Genomic DNA, 17,386 nt, shown 5'->3' on the forward strand with positions numbered 1-17,386 from the left:
AGCGGCCCGGGCCCGCCGTCGGTCACATCGGCGGCGGCGGGAACGGCGGCCGGGCACCCGGGATCGGCGGCCGCGGTGGGAGCTGCTTGCGGGCGGCGAGCTTCTCCATCAGGGCGCCCCATCGGGTCGGGGAGTCCCCCGGTGCGAGGCTGCGCAGCCGGAGGTCGCCGAAGACGGCCTTCGCGTGGACGACGACCAGCGGCGTGCCCGCCAGCCGCGGGACGGGCGCCAGGTCGACCCGCCGGTCGCCGAACACGGTGCGCCCGTGCAGCTCGCCGTCCACCCCCTCGGCGAGGATGACGTCGACGTCACCGAAGACGGTGCTGAGGGTCAGGTCGATCCGGTCGGCCTCGGTCCGCAGGCCCCGCAGGTCGATGCGGATGTCGCCGAACACCGTGCCGGCGCGCTGCGGCGGCGCCGTGCCGACCGTCAGCGTGATGTCGCCGAAGACGCTCGTCACCTCCTCGCTCGGGCGCTGCCCCACGAGCTGCACCCGGGGAGGGGCGTCGGAGGGCAGGTCGGCCACCAGCTGGTCGAGGTCGGCGCGGGTCAGCGCCGCGTAGGCGGCCTCCGCGCGCTGACCGAACTCGTCGAGGTCGAGGCGTCCCTCCCCGACGGCCGCCTGCAGCCGGGCCACCACCGCTTCCCGCTCCGCGTCGGAGACGCGCACGGCGGGCGGGCGGGCGGTGTCCTCAGGATCGCTCACGCCCCCGGACGCTAGCCGAGACCGTGCGCCGCGCGGGCGCCCGGAGCTCACTCCAGCTCGGTGCAGACCATCACCGTGTAGGCCTTCACCCGGCCGCCGCAGGTGCTGGCGTACTCCTCGTAGCCCGACAGCGGCGGGGACTCGTACATCAGGTCGTCGCAGGACTGCAGGTCGCCGTCGAAGCAGCCCTGGGCGTAGGCGTCGAGGGTCTGGTCCGGGCCGAGGTCACCGGGCGCCACCGGCGGGAACTGCTCGACGGTCCCGGCCGGCATGCCGCCGTACCAGCCCATGCCCTCCTCGAGCATGCCCATGGCGGAGTCCATCTGGTCCTGGGTGCCCTCCGCCAGCCCCTCGCGGATGCCCTCGGCGAGACCGGGGGTCAGCTCCTCGGCCATCGCGCGGCCGATGTCCTCGGCGCTGCCGACGAACACCGCGCTCACCAGGAACGCGGCGGCGACCGCCCCGACGGCCAGCCCGCCGAGGGCGGCACCGGCGACGACCCGGCGGCTCCGCCCGGCCGGCGCCGTGGGAGCGGGAGCGGGGGCCGGCCCGGCCGGCTGCCACGACGTCGTCGCCGCCCAGTCCGGCACCGGCTGCGCACCGGGAGCGGCCCACCCGGCATCAGGGGCCGGCCACCCGGGGACGGCCTGCTCCGGGGGCGACGGCGTGCCGCCGGAACCCGGCGTCAGGGGCGGCTGGGACATGGGGCCCTCCTCGGGGCTCGGGCCGGGTCGGCACCGTGGACGGCGCGGATCCCTCCGGCACTCACGGCCCTCCTCGGCGGACCCCGGCGAGGGCGGAACCCACCTGTCCTCCCACGGGTGTCTAGGGTCCCGTGCGGAGCACTGTCACCATCCACACCACCGGGAGCACAGCGTGGCCCAGCAGAACGGCGCAGCGCAGGACGGCAACGGCCAGGACACCAGCGACTTCCGCATCGAGCACGACTCCATGGGAGAGGTCCGCGTCCCCTCCTGGGCCAAGTGGCGGGCGCAGACCCAGCGTGCCGTCGAGAACTTCCCCATCTCCGGGACACCGATCGAGCGGGAGCTGATCGGCGCCCTGGCCGCGATCAAGGGCGCGGCGGCCACCGTCAACGCCGACCTCGGCGTGCTGGACCGGTCGATCGCCGACGCCATCACCGAGGCCGCCGGGTCCGTGTCCCGCGGCGACTGGGACGACCACTTCCCCATCGACGTCTTCCAGACCGGCTCGGGCACGTCGAGCAACATGAACACCAACGAGGTCATCGCCTCGCTCGCCACCGAGTCGCTCGGCGCGCCGGTGCACCCGAACGACCACGTCAACGCCTCGCAGTCGTCCAACGACGTCTTCCCGTCCGCGATCCACATCGCCGCCACCCGCGCCATCGTCGTCACGCTCATCCCGGCGCTGCGACACCTGGAGGCGTCGCTGCAGCGGAAGGCCGAGGAGTTCGCGGAGGTCGTGAAGAGCGGCCGCACCCACCTGATGGACGCCACCCCGGTGACGCTGGGCCAGGAGTTCGGGGGCTACGCCGCGGCCGTCCGCTACGGGGTCGAGCGGCTGGAGGCCTCCCTGCCCCGCATCGGCGAGCTGCCCCTCGGTGGCACCGCCGTGGGCACCGGCATCAACACCCCGCCCGGGTTCGCCGCGGCGATCATCGAGAAGCTCGCCGGTCAGATGGAGCTGCCGCTGTCGGAGGCACGGGACCACTTCGAGGCGCAGAGCTCCCGCGACGCCCTCGTCGAGGGATCGGGGCAGCTCAAGACGATCGCCGTCGGCCTGGTGAAGATCGCCAACGACCTGCGCTGGATGGGCTCGGGCCCGCGCACCGGCCTCGGCGAGATCGCCCTGCCGGACCTGCAGCCGGGCAGCTCGATCATGCCGGGCAAGGTCAACCCGGTCATCCCCGAGGCGGTCATCCAGGTCGGCGCCCAGGTGATCGGCAACGACGCCGCGGTCACCTACGCCGGCACCACCGGCGTCTTCGAGCTGAACGTGACGCTGCCGCTGATGGCGCGCAACGTGCTCGAGTCGATCCGGCTGCTGGCCAACGTGAGCCGGCTCCTGGCCGACCGATGCGTCGACGGCATCACGGCCAACGTGGAGCAGTGCCGCACCTACGCCGAGTCCTCCCCCTCGATCGTCACGCCGCTGAACAAGTACATCGGCTACGAGGAGGCCGCGATCGTGGCCAAGCAGTCGCTCAAGGAGCAGAAGACGATCCGGCAGGTGGTCGTGGAGCGCGGCTACGTCGAGCAGGGCAAGCTCACCGAGGAGCAGCTGGATGCCGCACTCGACGTGCTGTCCATGACGCACCCCTGACCCACCGGCGGTCCCGGCCGGCGCGGTGCCGGCCGGGACCGCTGTGACTCCTGGGGCCCAGCGGCACTCCTCTGCCCAGAGACCGTGCGTGGCCGGATGGCGACGGCGAGTCGTGGGCACGGCGGCCCGGCGAGCGGGTGACGATCCCCCCTGTCCGGAGCCGGGCCCGTGCGGGCCCGCCCAGCCCGCCCGTGTGGTCGATGCGCGCTCGGCGCGTCCAGCGGGGCACCCCGCCAGGACGGTCGGCGGAGTCCACGGGCGTCCAGCCGGCGGACCCGTCACGTGAGGAGTGCACCCGGTGGTCGCACACGAGCTGATCCGCTTCCAGGCGCCCGTGCTGCCGAGCCTGCGCGAGGTCGAGCCCTGGTTCGCCGAGGCCGAGCGGCTGCGCTGGTTCTCCAACGGCGGACCGTGCGTCGCCCGGCTGGAGCGCGCCTGCGCCGACCACCTGGGGCTCGACCTCCCCGGCGTCGCGGTCACCAACGCGACGTCCGGCCTGATGGTGGCGCTGCGCGCCTGCCTCGGTACCCCCCGGGGAACGCGGCGCCTGGTCGCGGTGCCCTCGTTCACCTTCGTCGCCAGCGTCAACGCGGTGATCTGGGCCGGGTTCGAGCCGGTGTTCGTCGACATCGACCCCTACGACTGGCAGCCCTCGGAGGAGTCGCTCGCCCGGCTGCGGGGCCTGCGCGGTTCCCTGGCCGGCGTGCTGCAGTGCTCCACGTTCGGCACCGCCCCGAGCCGGGCCCGCCGGGCCTCGCTGGCCGCCGCCCTGCTGGACCTGGGCGTCCCCGTCGTCGTCGACTCCGCGGCCGGGTTCGGCGCCGTCGACGAGGACGGCCGCCCGCTGGGCGACCAGGGCGATGCGGAGGTCTTCAGCTTCCACGCCACCAAGCCCTTCGCCATCGGAGAGGGCGGGCTGGTCACCTCCCGCTCCGCCGAGGTCCTCGAGGCGACGGCCGAGCTGATCAACTTCGGGTTCGACCAGACCCGCTCGGTGACCGGCCACCTCGGCATCAACGGGAAGATGCCGGAGCTCACCGCCGCCGTGGGCCTCGCCGTGCTCGACCGGTTCGACGACGTGCTGGCGCGCCGCCGTGCCGCCGCCGGGTGGCTGCGGGACGAGCTGGAGCCCACCGGCGTCGCGTTCCAGGCCGGTTCCGCCGGCTCCACGTTCCAGTTCGTGCCGGTCGCGCTGCCCACCGCCGCCGCCCGCAACCTGCTGCTCCAGAAGGCACACGACGCACGGATCGAGGTGCGCGCGTACTTCGACCCGCCGATGCACCTGCTCCCGGCGCTCACGTCGGCCCGGCGGGTGGGCGACCTGCCGGTCACCGAATCGCTGTCCCAGCGGATCGTGGGCCTGCCGATGGCCAACGACATCAGCGCGGACTCCCTGGAGCGAATTCGGGACCTGGTGCTCCGCGTCGTCGCAACGACGCCACGCCGCCTGCCGCAGCCCATGCGGGAACCGGCCGCCTTCGGCGCACCGGGCGGCGTACCCCACCCCCGGGAGGTGATCGCCGGGAGCGCAGCGGACCGCCCCGGAGCCGCCCCGGTGACTGCCCCCGGACCGACGCAGTGAACCGCCCGCCGCTGCTCGTGGCCGAACGTGCCGCGGGGAGGTGCTCAGCCCGGGCCGAGGGGGCGGGCGGGGTTGCCGGCGACCGTCGTCGCCGGGGCGACGTCGTGCACCACGACCGCGCCCCCGCCCACCACGGCGCCGCTACCGATCCGGCGGCCGGGCAGCACGACGGCGCCGACTCCGAGGAAGGCGTCATCCTCGACGACGACGCCGCCAGCCAGCAGCACACCGGGGCCCAACGTCACCCGTTCCCCGAGCCGGCAGTCGTGGCTCAGCGAGCAGCCCGTGTTGAGATGGCAGTGGCGGCCGAGCGTGACGGCCGTGCTGATGTGGCTACGAGGAAAGACCACCAGGCCGGGAACCTCCCGCACGGCCAGCGGGACGGTGCTCAGCGGACTCACCGCCTGCACCGGCTCCAGACCCCGGTCTTCCGCGAGCGTCACGAACCGTCGTCGCAGCGCCGGGGCGCCGACGGCCGGCAGGTAGTGGCTGGCATCCGCCGGCAGGGCGTCGACCAGCCCGTAGCCCCGTTCCCGGACGGCCGCCGCCGCCGCCGCGGTGGTCGACCCCGGCTCGGCGAAGACGGTCGTCCGCTCCCGCGCCGGGCCGTCGGGGATGGACTCCAGCACGTCGAGGACCTCACGCGCGTGCCCACCCGCACCCATCACGACCAGTCGTTCCACTGCTGCTCCCGGGTCGTCCGACGACACCCGCCCCTCGGGCGAGTTCGGACACATCTTGGCCGATCGCGGCGCGCTTCCCCCGGACCTACGCGCAGTGGGCGCCCCTCGCTCTCAGCCCTCCCGCCGGACGACGACCGCGTGGATCGGATCCACGCCACCCTCCCGTGGTTCAGCACTCGGAAAGGCGGTCGACGCGCGTGACACCTCCACGAGTGAGCGTCCTCCTGGTCATCCGCGATGAGGGGAGCCTCGTCGAGCGCGCGCTGGAGTCGATCCGGAGCCAGCGACTCGACGAAGCTGTCGAGATCGTCGTCGTCGACGAGTCGTCCGGCGGTCGCACGCTGCCGGTCGTCGCGGCGTGGTCGCAGCGGGTGGCCGTCGAGGTGCGTGCTCTCGCCGGCGAGAGACGACCCGGCGCCGCGCTGGGCCTCCACCGCGGTTTCGCCGCCTGCCGAGGCCGCTACATCGCCGTGCTCGCGGGGAACGACGAGTGGTCGTCGTCCGACGAGCTGCGACGCCAGGTGCAGCTGCTGGACACCCATCCACACGTGTCCATGGCCGCCGCGGGCAGCCTCGCCGAGGGCAGCATCTCCTCCGCCCACGTCGAGGTGACGGCTCGACAGCTGGTGCAGGGTGACGTCGCCCTGGCGTGGAGCCGCGCCACGTACCGGGGCGACGCGGTGGAACGACTCCACCCGGAGATCTTCGAGACGGCAGCCCACGACTGGCTGATCGGCCTGGCGATGACCGGGTACGGGCCGGTGGGACTGCTCCCGGGCGGCGCTCCGCGGCACCGGGCGCCCCACGAGCACGTGCACTCGCTCGTGCCGACCTACCTGCACCTGCTGGCGCCGGACGTCGTGCAGGAGCTGAGTGCGGGCACCGGCGCCCCGGACGCCCCTCCGGGTGTCGCCCCGGCCGAGCCCGCAGCGTCCGCCGCCGCACCGGACGGGGCCCGCGGGATGGTGGTGCTCGACGACTACTTCCCGACGAAGGGCACGGGCTTCCGCATCGCGGAGTTCGACTGGATGCTGCGCCACGGCGTCGTCGCCGAGGTCATGACGACGATCGAGCCGCTCGAGCCCCTGGTCAGCCAGTACGCGGAACTCCACCCCCGGACGGCCACCGGGATCTCGCCGTACGACGCCCGCCGGCTCGCGGAGTTCGACTCCGCGTCGGTCATGTTCCTCAACAACGCCGCGCGCTTCCTGGCCGACCTGGAGCGAGCCGCGCTGCCGTTCGTCCTGACCCTCTATCCCGGGGGTGGCCTGCACCTCGGCGAGGCCGGAGCGGAGCGCAAGCTGCGCCGGGTGCTGCGCTCCCCCCAGCTCCGGCACGTCATCACCACCCAGCCGTTGGTGACCGACCTCGTGCAGACCATCACCGGTGGGTCGGTCCCGGTCACCGAGGTGCTCGGTGTCGTGGTCGATCCGGGCTACCTCAGGCCTGGCCCCGGCCTGCGGACCGAGTATTTCGGCAGCGGCAAGCCGGTCCTCGACGTCTGCTTCGTGGCGCACCGCTACACCCCCGACGGCTCGGACAAGGGCTTCCCCGTGTTCCTGGAGTCCCTGGGTCTGCTCAGGGACGCGGGTCTCCCCGTCCGCGGCCACGTCGTCGGCGGTTTCGGCGCCTCGGACGTCGCCGACGAGCACGCGGACCTCGAGCTCGAGTTCGCCGGGGTGCTGAGCACCCCCCAGTTGCGCGAGTTCTTCGGGAGCATGGACATCGTCGTCTCACCGACGGCAACGGGGCGGCTGGCCCCTGGCGCCTTCGACGGGTTCCCGACCGGCGCGTGCGTCGAGGCGGCGCTGTGCGGCGTCGCCGTGGTAGCGACGGACCCGCTGAACCAGAACCGCCTCTACACGGACCGCCGCGACATCCACATGCCGGCAGCGGACGCCACCGAGGTCGTGCAGCGGGTCCTCGACATGCTGGCGGAGCCCGACGGCTTGCGCCGTGTCGCACAGGCCGGACTCCGGACGACGCGGCAGGCGTACGGGGTCGACGCCCAGCTGTGGAGTCGGCGCCGCGTCCTGGAGGCCACCCAGGCCATCGCACCCGACCGTCAGGAGAAAACGCCCGTGGCAGAGCCCCTCGTCAGCATCCTCGTCCCGACCTACAACGGTGAGCGGTTCCTCAAGGCGGCGCTGAGGTCCGCGCTCGGGCAGAGCCACCGCAACATCGAGGTGCTCGTCGGTGATGACGGGTCGACCGACCGGACCCCGGAGATCCTCGCAAGGGTGGCAGCCGAGGACGCCCGGGTCAGGGTGCTCCGGTTCGATCCCAACATCGGCGCGCTGGAGAACCCTCGCCGACTGCTGGCCGAGGCCCGCGGGGAGTACGTGAAGTACCTCATGCACGACGACGTGCTCGGCACCGACTGCGTGCGGGAGCTGGTGCGCGGCATGCAGCAGCACCCGGAGGCGGCCATGGCCTTCTCCCACCGGATGCTGATCGACGAGCAGGGCAAGGCCGTTCCCGACCACGAGTTCCCCAAGCTGGCCGACCGGCCGACGTTGCTCGCCGGCGAGGGGCTGGGCAACTACGTGCTGCTCAACTGCGCCAACGTGATCGGCGAGCCCACCACCGTGCTGTTCCGACGCGACGACGTCGACCCCGCGGAGCTCTGGATCATCGACGGCCGCACGGTCGACGTGCTCAACGACGTCCAGCTCTGGCTGCACCTGCTCGCCAAGGGCCCGGCCTTCTACACCCCCCGCACGCTGAGCCGGTTCCGCCTCCACGCCGGGCAGAACACCCACAACCCCCGGTACCTCGGCCGGGGGGAACGCGACTGGTCCCGGCTGGCCGACTGGGGCGCCCGACACGGGTTCCTCGCCGGTGAGGGCCACGAGCGGCGGGCCCAGGCCAGGGCCCTGGTGGAGGCGGCCAACCGCCTGCACCAGCTCATCGACACCGAGAACTACGGTGCCGCGCTGGAGGCCGCCTTCCTGTCCACCGCCGCCCTCGTCGAGCTCACCCGGCCCACCCCGGCCACCCGGGCCACCGGCCTGGCCGAGCGCGCCCACGGGCCCGCCGTCCGCGACCGCTTCACCCAGGAGCTCGACGTCTGGACGCGTCGGTACCCCGTCGCCCTCGCCGCCCCCGCCCTCGACCCCGTCGAGGTCGGCGCCACGGTGCAGGCCTTCCGCGAGCTCCTCGCCGCCGGCGTCGCCGAGCGGGCCGTGGTGACGGTGCCGCCGGCGGACCTGGACCACGCCGTCCCCCTGCTGGAGAGCGCCCTGGCCGCCGGTCCCGACATCGACCTGGAGCTCGTGCCCGCAGAGGACCCCGCGGTCCTGCTGCCCGAACCGTGGCTCGCCGTCGTCCCCCGCCGGCGCTGGTGGCACGAGGGCCGCGCCCTCGCGACCTGGACGTTCGACCTCCCCGGCGACCTCCCCGGCGGCACGGACGCGGACCGAGCCGGCGTGGCCCGGCTCCGTCTGCCCGACTGCCGGGAAGTCCTCTCCGGCGTGCAGGAGCAGATCGGCGACTTCAGCGGGATGTGGGATGCGCTGACCGAGGCGGAGTTCCAGCGGTCCGGTCGCCGCACCGGACCGCTGTCCCGGGTGGACGAGCAGTTCGTCCGGGACTTCGCGCGGCTGCGTGCCGACGTCCCGCCGGGCCGGCCGTACTTCACCGGCACCCTCACCGGCGGCGTCCAGTACCTGGGGGACGCCCGGGACTGGCCGTCGGCCCTGCACGCCGTCGACCCGGGGTGCAACAGCACCCTCATCGACGCGCTCGCGGTGGAGCTCTCGCGGCGCCCGGGGGACTACCTGGACGTGGGCACCAACATCGGCGTGGTCGCGGCCAGCATGGCGGCGCACCTGGGTCCGGCAGGGCAGGTCCTGGCCTTCGAGCCCTCGCCGGAGACGATGCGGCTCGCCGCGTCGACCATCGCGCTCAACGACGCGCCGAACGTGACCCTGTTCAACGCCGCGGTGAGCGACTCGGACGGGTCCCTCGTGTTCAACGCGACGCCGGGCAACAGCGCCATCGCGTCCGCCCGGCGGCACGCCTTCGGGCTGCTCAACGAGTGGCAGCAGGTCACCGTGCCGGCGATCCGGCTGGACACCCTCCACGCGGCCGGTGAACTCGACGGCGTCTCGCTGCTGAAGATCGATGTCGAGGGCCATGAACCGGACGTGCTCCGTGGCGCGCTGGAGTTCATCGCCGCGGTCCGGCCGACCGTCGTCTACGAGTACACGCCGGTCGCCGCCGCCGACCACGGCTGGACGCAGGAGGACTCGATCGAACTCCTCGGCCGGGCCGGGGAGTTCGAGTTCACCGCGCTGGCCGAGGAGGACGGCCGGGTGCTGCCGTTCCCCCTGCCGGACGGCTACCTCGGCCAGGTGAACGTGTTCGCCCGCCCGGTCGAGCGGACCTGACCCCGGCCGCGGCACGCGGACGGGAGGACACGCCCGTCCGCCTCCCGCGACGCCCTGGCACGCAGTAACGTGCCGAGCGATGAGCGAATCAGCGAGCACCGACGACGTAGCCCTGCGCTGGAGCGGCGGCGAGCTGCCCCTTCCCATCAGGACCGGGACGGAGGGCGCCGACGGCATCGACACGAGCAAGCTGCTGGCGACCACCGGCAAGGTCGCCCTCGACATCGGCTTCGTGAACACCGCGGCGTGCACCTCGGCGATCACCTACATCGACGGTGACGCCGGCATCCTGCGCTACCGCGGGTACCCGATCGACCAGCTCGCCGGGAAGGCCAGCTTCCTCGAGGTCAGCTACCTGCTGATCTACGGCGAGCTGCCCACCGCCGACCAGCTGGGCGAGTTCGACCAGCGGATCCGGCGGCACACCCTGCTGCACGAGGACCTCAAGCAGTTCTTCAAGGGGTTCCCGCTCGACGCGCACCCGATGCCGGTGCTGTCGTCGGCGGTCAGCGCGCTGTCGACCTTCTACCAGGACTCGCTGGACCCCTTCGACGAGGAGCAGGTCGAGATGTCGACCCTGCGCCTGCTGGCGAAGCTGCCCACCATCGCGGCCTACGCCTACAAGAAGTCGGTCGGCCAGCCCTTCCTGTACCCGGACAACTCGCTGGGTCTGGTGGAGAACTTCCTCCGCATGACCTTCGGGTTCCCGGCCGAGCCCTACGACGTCGACCCGGACCTGGCCGAGGCGCTGGACATGCTCTTCGTCCTGCACGCCGACCACGAGCAGAACTGCTCGACGTCGACCGTCCGGCTGGTCGGCTCCTCGCACGCCAACCTGTTCGCCTCCGTCTCGGCCGGCATCAACGCGCTGTTCGGCCCGCTGCACGGCGGCGCCAACCAGTCGGTGCTGGAGATGCTCGAGGCCATCAAGGCCGACGGCGGGGACATCCCGCGCTTCGTCGAGCGGGTCAAGAACCGCGAGCCCGGCGTCAAGCTGATGGGCTTCGGCCACCGGGTGTACAAGAACTACGACCCCCGCGCGGCCATCGTGAAGTCGACGGCCGACACCGTCCTCGACAAGCTCGGCGGCAACAACGAGCTGCTCGACCTGGCGCGCCAGCTCGAGGAGATCGCGCTGAAGGACGACTTCTTCGTCGAGCGCAAGCTCTACCCGAACGTCGACTTCTACACCGGGCTGATCTACCAGGCGATGGGCTTCCCGACCCGGATGTTCACCGTGCTCTTCGCGCTCGGCCGGCTGCCCGGCTGGATCGCGCAGTGGCGCGAGATGATCGCCGACCCGTCGACGAAGATCGGTCGTCCCCGGCAGCTCTACACCGGCGCGACCGAACGGGACTTCATCCCCCTCGACGCACGCTGAACGCACCTCACCCCCGGGCCGGGTGACCCTCCGGGGTCACCCGGCCCGTTGCGTCCCCGGGTGCGGTCCCTACGGTGGATGCGACCCCGCTCTCGGAAGGACCGCGCATGGCCGAGCTCCCCGACGAGGACCTCCTCGTCCTGCCGCCCATGCCCTTGGCCACCGGCCGGCTCCTCGAGCCCGAGGGCGAAGGTTCGCCGGTCCGGATCACCAAGCTGGAGTTCGTCGTCTCGACCGAGGACGGCGGCGAGCTGAGGATCCCGCTGGAGCACCGGCACGGCGCCTGGTGGGCGCCCTGAGGGGCGTCCCCCGCGGCCTCCGCATCTCCCCCGAGGATCACCCCACCCCGAACGGGTGACCCTCCGAGAGCACTACTTCAAGCATCTCCCACGGCGTGTCGATGGATGTGCGTGAGCTCCTGACCTCACTGGTCCCAGGAGCCCCATCCGTCACGACGAGATCGCCCGGGGGGACGCAGTGGCTGCACCGCGCACACCCGCGCGTGCGAGCACGCCCCGACCGGCGTCCTCGGCCCGCACCCCCGCCGGCCGCAGCGCCGCCCCGCGGACCTCCGCCACCCGTACGTCCAGCACCCGCAGCACCGCCGCCCGCTCCGGTTCCGCCGGTGCGGCCGGCGGGAAGCGCGCCCCGGCCCGACCGCCCCTGACCCCGGCGCAGTCTGCGGCGCTGCGGGAGGCACGGGCACAGCGCCAGGCGGCCGCCGCCCGTCCCGGGGTCACCCCGGAGCAGCTCGCCGCGGCCCGCGCCGCCGTCGCCGCCCGCTCGGGTGACCGGCGCCCGGGCACGTCCCGGACCCCGGCCGGCCGCGGACGCCCCACCGCCGGTCGTGGCGCGGCCCGCCGCGCGCCTGCCCGCAGCCGCACCCGGGCCGCGCGACGCGCCGAGCGCACCGGGACGACGTGGTCGACCCGCCTCGGCGTCGTCGCGACCAGTGCCCTGCTGATCCCGGCCGCGCTCGCCCTCCTGCTCCCCGGCGCCCCGGCGCCCGAGGGGGCCGGCACTGCGCTCGACCCGACCACGCTGGCGCTCACCGCGCGCAGTTCGCTGCTGGAGCAGGCCGACCGCTATCAGCAGCTGGCCGGTGAGGCCGAGCAGCGACGCACCCGCCTCGCCGACGCGCTCACCGCCGAGCAGGCCGCCCGGGACGAGCTCGCCCGCACGCAGCTGCCCGTCGGGGCGGGTGCGGCCGAGCTCTACCGGGCCGGCGCCACCACCCGCTACCCGGTGCTGGCGCTCGACCTGCGCGACGCCGACGCCGTCTCCGGCGTGCTCTACCTGCAGGCCCTGGCCGACCGCGCCGGGACTGACCTGACGGGTGACGCCGTCCGGGCGGCCCGGAGCGCCGCCCGGCTCGAGGCGGCGGTGGCCCGCGTGGCCGACGCGCGCGCCGCCGTGGCGGCCGCCGACCGGCGGGCCGCCGACGTCCTGGTGGCCGTGCGCGCCGAGGTCGACGACCTCCCCGCCGAGGTCTCGGTCCAGCTCGCGGGCCTGAGCACGATCCCCGCCTCCGGCGTGCAGCAGGAACGCAACGACGCGGCGACGCGCCGGTGGCAGGAGTACCTCGGGCAGCTCGCCGCCGCCGGCATCGCGCCGCCGCCCGCGGCCGCGCTGGCCGACCTCGACGCGCTGCCGGCCGGCCTCTCCCCCGCGCTCGACGCCGACGGCCACCCCGTCCCCGGGGTGGCCTGGGCGATCATCGCCAGCCAGCCGGTGACCGTGCTCCCCGCCGAGACGGTGGCCGCGGTCAGCAACGCCCTCTCCCAGCTCGGCAAGCCGTTCGTCGGGGGCACCACCGGCCCGGAGACCTACGACTGCGGTGGGTTCACCGCCGCCTCCTGGCTGCTGGCCGGGTACGCGCTGCCGGGCACCCCCGCGGCCCAGTGGGCGGCCGGCACCGCCGTGCCGACCCGCGACCTCCAGGTGGGCGACCTGGTGTTCTCCCCCGGCGGCCAGGACGTCGGCATCTACCTCGGCGACGGCGACGTCGTCGGCGCCTCGGCGGCGTCCTACCAGGTCGGGGTGCGCCCGCTGCCGGCCGGCGCCGCGGCGGTGCGGGTCCCCGTGCCGGCCCCCGTCGTCCCGAACGCACCCCTGCCCGCCGGCGGCGGGACCGGCGCGTGCGGTGCCCCGCTGCCCGCACCCGGTCCGGTCAGCCCGGCGTGGGGCGGCTGGTCCAACGGCCGCATCCCCGCGGAGGCGCTGTGCCGGCTCGGCATCGCCGGGCACGCGCTGCGCTGCGACGCCGCGGCCTCCTACGCCCAGCTCGACGCCGCCTTCGCCGCGGAGTTCGGCACGCCGCTGCGGATCACGGACTCCTACCGGTCCTTCGGGGCGCAGGTGGCGGCGTACTACGCCAAGCCGGGGCTGGCGGCCGTCCCGGGCACGTCGAACCACGGCTGGGCCCTCGCGGTCGACATCGGCGGCGGGGTCAACGTCGCCGGGACGCCGCAGTGGACCTGGATGACGGCCAACGCCGCCCGCTTCGGCTTCGTCCAGCCCGACTGGGCCCGTCCCGGCGGCGAGAAGCCCGAGCCGTGGCACTGGGAGTTCGGTCGAATCAGCTAGCAGCCCGAGGCGGCCCCGGAGGGATCTGCTGGTAGCAAGTCACACATGACCGTTCCGCTGTCCGTGCCCATGGGGAAGCTTCGGGAGGCCCTCGACCGCGTGCTCACCGCGCTCGAAGCCGAACGCGGGGACGAGGTCCCCTTGTCAGCTGACTACTACTGGGTGCTCGACGCGCGCGCGACGTACCGGGTCGATGAGACGCCGTCGGCGCCGGACTTCACCCTCGGTCAACTCTCTGACGACGTGGACACGCTCGACGAGATCCTGGAACCGGACCAGGTGATATCGGTGTGGCACGACCTGCGGCACCTCGTCGGGATCTTGCACCGCCTCGCCACCCAGGATCTACCGGGGCCGAGCTCGATTCCCTGAGCGTCCGCCCGGTCGTCTTCCATAGGCCGCCCCGGGCCGGGGCTGAAGTACGCATCGGACATCCGGCACTGGGAGTGCGGCTACATCTCCTGACCGTCTGGCCGCCGCAACCGTCCGGGACGGTTCAGAGCCAGGGCAGGTCGACGAGGCGGCGCCAGGGCAGCGTCACGCTCGCGTCGCTGGCCTGGCCGGCCAGCCGCCGGGCGACGCCGGGCCCCGCGCAGGCCACCGGCCGGTGCGGCGTCACCACGACGTGCATGTCGGGTAGCGCCAGGCCCGCGCCGGCGATCCGGTGCAGCAGCAGTTCGGGGGCCACGAGGGCGGCCGAGGCGAGCGCCGGCACGGTGCGGTGCGACCAGAGCGCCAGGGGGCCCTCCACCCGCAGCTCCAGCCGCACGTCGTGCGCCCGGCCGGTGGCCGCGGAGCGCACCCGGTGCAGCTCCGCCGTCCGGGCCGCCGGCGAGGGCGTCCACAGCACGGCCAGCTCCCCCCGCAGCACGACGACGGTCCAGCCGATCGACGTCTGGCCGGCGTCCGCCCAGTCGAGCACCGCGACCCCGCCGGCGGCCGCCGCGGCATCGGTGACGGGGCGGCGGGCCACCCAGGTCCGCAGCGCGGCGGCGATGCCCGCGGCCGTGCCGGGCACCCCTGCCCGGCTCATGTCGTCGGCCAGGTCGGTCAGCGGCACCCGCTGGACCCGCTCGTCCTCCTCGAGGTGGAGCACGGTGCCCGCGCCCGGGCGACGCACCAGGTCCAGCTGCAGCCGTGGGGACGCCAGCCGGGGCAGCAGCTCCGTCGCGACGTCGTGCAGGTCGGCCACCTCGACCGGCGCCGCCCGGAGGCGGTGCAGCAACCGGGCGGACGACGCGGTGCCGAAGAGGCCGGCGGTCACGTGCGGCCCCCACTGGTGAGCAGGCCGCGCAGCCGGTCCGGCAGGCCGGGCAGGGCGAGGACCCCGGCGAGCTCGGCCGGGCTCAGCCGGACGGGGAGGACGTCCGCGTCCCAGCCGGTCGCGAGACGGACCCGGGCCGTCGACGCGGGCCACACCGCCTCGCGGGCGGCCGCCACGTGCAGCTCGGTGAGGACGTCCTGCAGGTGGATGGCGGTGACGGGGTGCAGCGCGTGATCCCCGAGCGCGGTCCGCACGGTGTCGGCGAGCAACTCCCGGGCCGCGGCGTCGAGCCAGTGCGGGGCGAGGACCGGCACACCCGGATCACCCGACGGCAGCGCGCTCACCGGGCACCGTCCCGGCAGGCCGGTCCGAGCGCCGACGACGCCGGATCGGCGTGGTGGCGGTTGCTCGGACGGGGCGTCACATGAGGGATATCGGCAGGTGCAGGAGCCAACGGACCCCTCACCGGCGGCTTTTCCGTATTTGCTCCGAGCGCGGGCCCGTCCGGCGCGCAGGCACGTCCCGTCCCGTGCACACCCCTGGCACCCGGCCGGTTGCCGCTCCACCCCGAACGCACGAGATCCCGCGAGCCGGCACCGTCCGCTCGGGAACGGGTGCGGGCTCGCGGGATCTCGACGATCTCGGATCAGGTCGCCACTCAGTCGGCGAGCTCGGCCAGCCGGTCCTTGAGGGCCTTCTCCACGCGGTCGGCGTAGACGTTCATGTTGCGCACCGAGGTGTTCAGGTCGGCGGACAGCTGGGTCTTGGTCTGCCCGCCCCAGGTGGTGAGGTACCACGTCGCCCAGCCCAGGACGTTGGGCTGGCCGGCGCGCTGGTCGCTGCGCGCGTTCGGGTCGGGGGCGCAGGCGGCGGTGAGGGCGTGCGACAGCAGCGTCTGCTCCGCCTCCCCCATGATCTCGTCGGGCGCCTCGGAGGAGTCGGGCAGCAGGATCTCCGTCGCCTCGGGGGTGCCGTCCAGCGACTGCAGGTTCCGCAACCCGTTGAGGGTGGCGACGGTCTGGGAGTTGCGGCGCAGCGTGGCGACGCTCTGGCCCATGTAGGCGGCCAGCTCCCGCTCGCTCGGCCGGCGCTGGTGCTCGGCCATGAAGGCGGCGATCGCCTTCTGCTGCTTGTGCTCGGTGTCGGCGGCAGTGCGCCCGTGGGCGTTGCGCCCCAGGTCGTGCACCCACTTGGACAGCTGGGTGGCCAGGAAGGCCCCGAACGGGACCGACTTGGTCTCGTCGTACTGGGCCACGGCCTTGAGCACCCACTCGAACACCTGCTGCCCGAGGTCGTCCGGGTCGGGCAGGTGCAGCCGGATGGTGCTCATGTTCCGCTGCAGCCGCTTGAGGCTCACCGGCCCGTAGTGGCGGCACAGGTCGGCGAGGAAATCCGCCGGCAGGTCCCGGGGGGCGCGGCGACGGACCCCGGTCTCGGCGCGCAGCCCGACGGTGGTCACGCCGCGCCCGGCACACCAGGCCTTGACCCAGTCGGCGAGCACCGCGGCCGTTCCGCAGGCGCCGTCGACCCGGTAGAGGCCGTCGCCCTGGTCGTAGCTGGCCGTGACGCCGTCGGGCAGCTCCCGGCGGAACTCGTCGAGCGGCAGCTCGTGGTCCACCCGGAAGTGCACGCGGTCGCGGGGCGTGATGGGCGCCAGCGCCCAGCCGTCGGCCTCGGGCAGCCCGCCGAACACCAGGGGCTGGCGGTTGCGGGCGCGGTCGTCTGCGGTCGAGGGGGTCGGGGACGGGATGCGATCGGACATCGGAACTCCAGGCACTACGGGGAAGAAGAGGTGCCGGGTACGCCGGCGCCGGCGTACCGCGCGGAAGGCCGTCAGGCCGGGATGCGCTCCCCCGGACCGGGGAGGCGAGGCGAGGGGATGGGCGCGTTCGGCGCCGACGGGCCGGGCAGCACGTCGAACGCGTCGACGGAGAGCGCGTCGGCCCGCGCGACGCCCGCGCTGACGTGCTCGAGGAGCGCGGTGGCGGCGGCGCGCTCGGCGCCGCTGGGCTCCGCGGTGTAGACCGGCATGTGGTCGTACAGCGAGGTGAACAGCGCCGAGACGAAGGCGTAGGCCGCCTGCGCCTGCGGCGAGAACCGGGCCACCGCGGTGCGGGGGCCGAGGTCGACCCCGACCGTCACCCGGACGACGCGGTCGTCCTTGCTCAGGCCGGTGACGGCGAAGACCACGTCTTCGTGCTCGGCCGCCAGCGTCGCCAGCGCCGCGAGGCACTTGCGGGTGGCGCCGCGGCGCGGCCGCAGCTGCACGTGGACCACCACGGACTCCTGCTCACCGGCCTGGTCGCCGGCCGCCGAAGCGGTGATTGCGTTGCGTGCCATCTTGATCGCCCCCTGTCACTTGCTTGGGGAGAAATCTGCCGCATGCACGCACCGATCACGGAACACAACTCGCTGTGTCCACCGCAGTTGTCGAGCCGAAGCTTCGGCAATAGTTGCCCGTGTCGCGGCCGTCAGGCCCCGTCGGG

14 protein-coding genes are annotated in these 17,386 nt (G+C 74.1%); 7 read left to right on the plus strand and 7 right to left on the minus strand.

What is annotated here, in order from left to right; all coding sequences use genetic code 11:
* Positions 1-22: 22 nt before the first annotated feature.
* Together ACI79T_RS02655 and ACI79T_RS02660 are read right to left on the minus strand one after the other, a co-directional pair.
* Positions 23-706 (minus strand): DUF1707 domain-containing protein, encoded by a 684-nt coding sequence (locus ACI79T_RS02655; protein ID WP_456608498.1) that lies wholly within the window; start codon positions 704-706, stop codon positions 23-25.
* 47 nt (positions 707-753) lie between these two features.
* On the minus strand, positions 754-1,410 hold the full coding sequence (locus ACI79T_RS02660; protein ID WP_456608499.1) for a hypothetical protein: 657 nt from the start codon (positions 1,408-1,410) through the stop codon (positions 754-756).
* A 172-nt stretch (positions 1,411-1,582) separates the two neighbouring features.
* On the opposite strand from ACI79T_RS02660, the gene ACI79T_RS02665 reads away from it, so the two are divergent.
* Both ACI79T_RS02665 and ACI79T_RS02670 read left to right on the plus strand, forming a co-directional pair.
* Complete coding sequence (locus tag ACI79T_RS02665; RefSeq protein WP_456608500.1) at positions 1,583-3,013, plus strand: class II fumarate hydratase; 1,431 nt, start codon at positions 1,583-1,585, stop codon at positions 3,011-3,013.
* Positions 3,014-3,311: 298 nt separating this feature from the next.
* Complete coding sequence (locus tag ACI79T_RS02670; protein WP_456608501.1) at positions 3,312-4,595, plus strand: DegT/DnrJ/EryC1/StrS family aminotransferase; 1,284 nt, start codon at positions 3,312-3,314, stop codon at positions 4,593-4,595.
* A gap of 44 nt (positions 4,596-4,639) precedes the next feature.
* Here the strand turns inward: ACI79T_RS02670 and ACI79T_RS02675 are convergent, their stop codons facing one another.
* Positions 4,640-5,278 (minus strand): PglD-related sugar-binding protein, encoded by a 639-nt coding sequence (locus tag ACI79T_RS02675; RefSeq protein WP_456608502.1) that lies wholly within the window; start codon positions 5,276-5,278, stop codon positions 4,640-4,642.
* A 212-nt stretch (positions 5,279-5,490) separates the two neighbouring features.
* Between ACI79T_RS02675 and ACI79T_RS02680 the strand changes: the two genes are divergently transcribed.
* The 5 genes from ACI79T_RS02680 (at position 5,491) to ACI79T_RS02700 (ending at position 14,008) form a co-directional block, all read left to right on the plus strand.
* Entirely contained in the window at positions 5,491-9,669 is a 4,179-nt protein-coding gene (locus ACI79T_RS02680) for an FkbM family methyltransferase (protein ID WP_456608503.1), read from the plus strand.
* Positions 9,670-9,748: 79 nt separating this feature from the next.
* The gene (locus ACI79T_RS02685) at positions 9,749-11,050 is read left to right on the plus strand and encodes a citrate synthase (protein ID WP_456608504.1); all 1,302 of its coding nucleotides are present in this window, start codon (positions 9,749-9,751) and stop codon (positions 11,048-11,050) included.
* Positions 11,051-11,157: 107 nt separating this feature from the next.
* Positions 11,158-11,349 carry a hypothetical protein gene (locus ACI79T_RS02690; protein ID WP_456608505.1) on the plus strand — a complete coding sequence of 64 codons (192 nt, stop codon included), beginning with the start codon at positions 11,158-11,160 and terminating at the stop codon, positions 11,347-11,349.
* A gap of 178 nt (positions 11,350-11,527) precedes the next feature.
* Positions 11,528-13,636: an NlpC/P60 family protein gene (locus ACI79T_RS02695; protein WP_456608506.1), complete on the plus strand. Its 2,109-nt coding sequence runs from the start codon at positions 11,528-11,530 to the stop codon at positions 13,634-13,636.
* A gap of 45 nt (positions 13,637-13,681) precedes the next feature.
* Positions 13,682-14,008, plus strand: a complete 327-nt coding sequence (locus ACI79T_RS02700; RefSeq protein ID WP_456608507.1) for a hypothetical protein — start codon at positions 13,682-13,684, stop codon at positions 14,006-14,008.
* A gap of 124 nt (positions 14,009-14,132) precedes the next feature.
* On the opposite strand, the gene ACI79T_RS02705 is transcribed toward ACI79T_RS02700, so the two are convergent.
* The 4 genes from ACI79T_RS02705 to ACI79T_RS02720 form a co-directional block, all read right to left on the minus strand.
* Entirely contained in the window at positions 14,133-14,900 is a 768-nt protein-coding gene (locus tag ACI79T_RS02705) for a hypothetical protein (protein WP_456608508.1), read from the minus strand.
* Positions 14,897-15,244 carry a hypothetical protein gene (locus tag ACI79T_RS02710; protein ID WP_456608509.1) on the minus strand — a complete coding sequence of 116 codons (348 nt, stop codon included), beginning with the start codon at positions 15,242-15,244 and terminating at the stop codon, positions 14,897-14,899. Before ACI79T_RS02710 ends, ACI79T_RS02705 begins: the two co-directional genes overlap by 4 nt.
* A 314-nt stretch (positions 15,245-15,558) precedes the next feature.
* Positions 15,559-16,662: a flagellar biosynthesis protein FliA gene (locus ACI79T_RS02715; protein WP_456608510.1), complete on the minus strand. Its 1,104-nt coding sequence runs from the start codon at positions 16,660-16,662 to the stop codon at positions 15,559-15,561.
* A 71-nt stretch (positions 16,663-16,733) separates the two neighbouring features.
* A complete protein-coding gene (locus ACI79T_RS02720; protein WP_456608511.1) occupies positions 16,734-17,240 on the minus strand; it encodes a hypothetical protein in 507 nt (168 codons plus the stop codon).
* Positions 17,241-17,386: the final 146 nt, after the last annotated feature.

It is taken from the genome of Blastococcus sp. SYSU DS0619, assembly GCF_054051035.1.

What these genes read in the sequence shown, in the direction of transcription:
- ACI79T_RS02700 (WP_456608507.1), top strand. Translation starts at nt 13,682, where the DNA reads ATGACCGTTCCGCTGTCCGTGCCCATGGGGAAGCTTCGGGAGGCCCTC.
- ACI79T_RS02690 (WP_456608505.1), top strand. Translation starts at nt 11,158, where the DNA reads ATGGCCGAGCTCCCCGACGAGGACCTCCTCGTCCTGCCGCCCATGCCC.
- ACI79T_RS02685 (WP_456608504.1), top strand. Translation starts at nt 9,749, where the DNA reads ATGAGCGAATCAGCGAGCACCGACGACGTAGCCCTGCGCTGGAGCGGC.
- ACI79T_RS02720 (WP_456608511.1), bottom strand. Translation starts at nt 17,240, where the DNA reads ATGGCACGCAACGCAATCACCGCTTCGGCGGCCGGCGACCAGGCCGGT.
- ACI79T_RS02660 (WP_456608499.1), bottom strand. Translation starts at nt 1,410, where the DNA reads ATGTCCCAGCCGCCCCTGACGCCGGGTTCCGGCGGCACGCCGTCGCCC.
- ACI79T_RS02715 (WP_456608510.1), bottom strand. Translation starts at nt 16,662, where the DNA reads ATGTCCGATCGCATCCCGTCCCCGACCCCCTCGACCGCAGACGACCGC.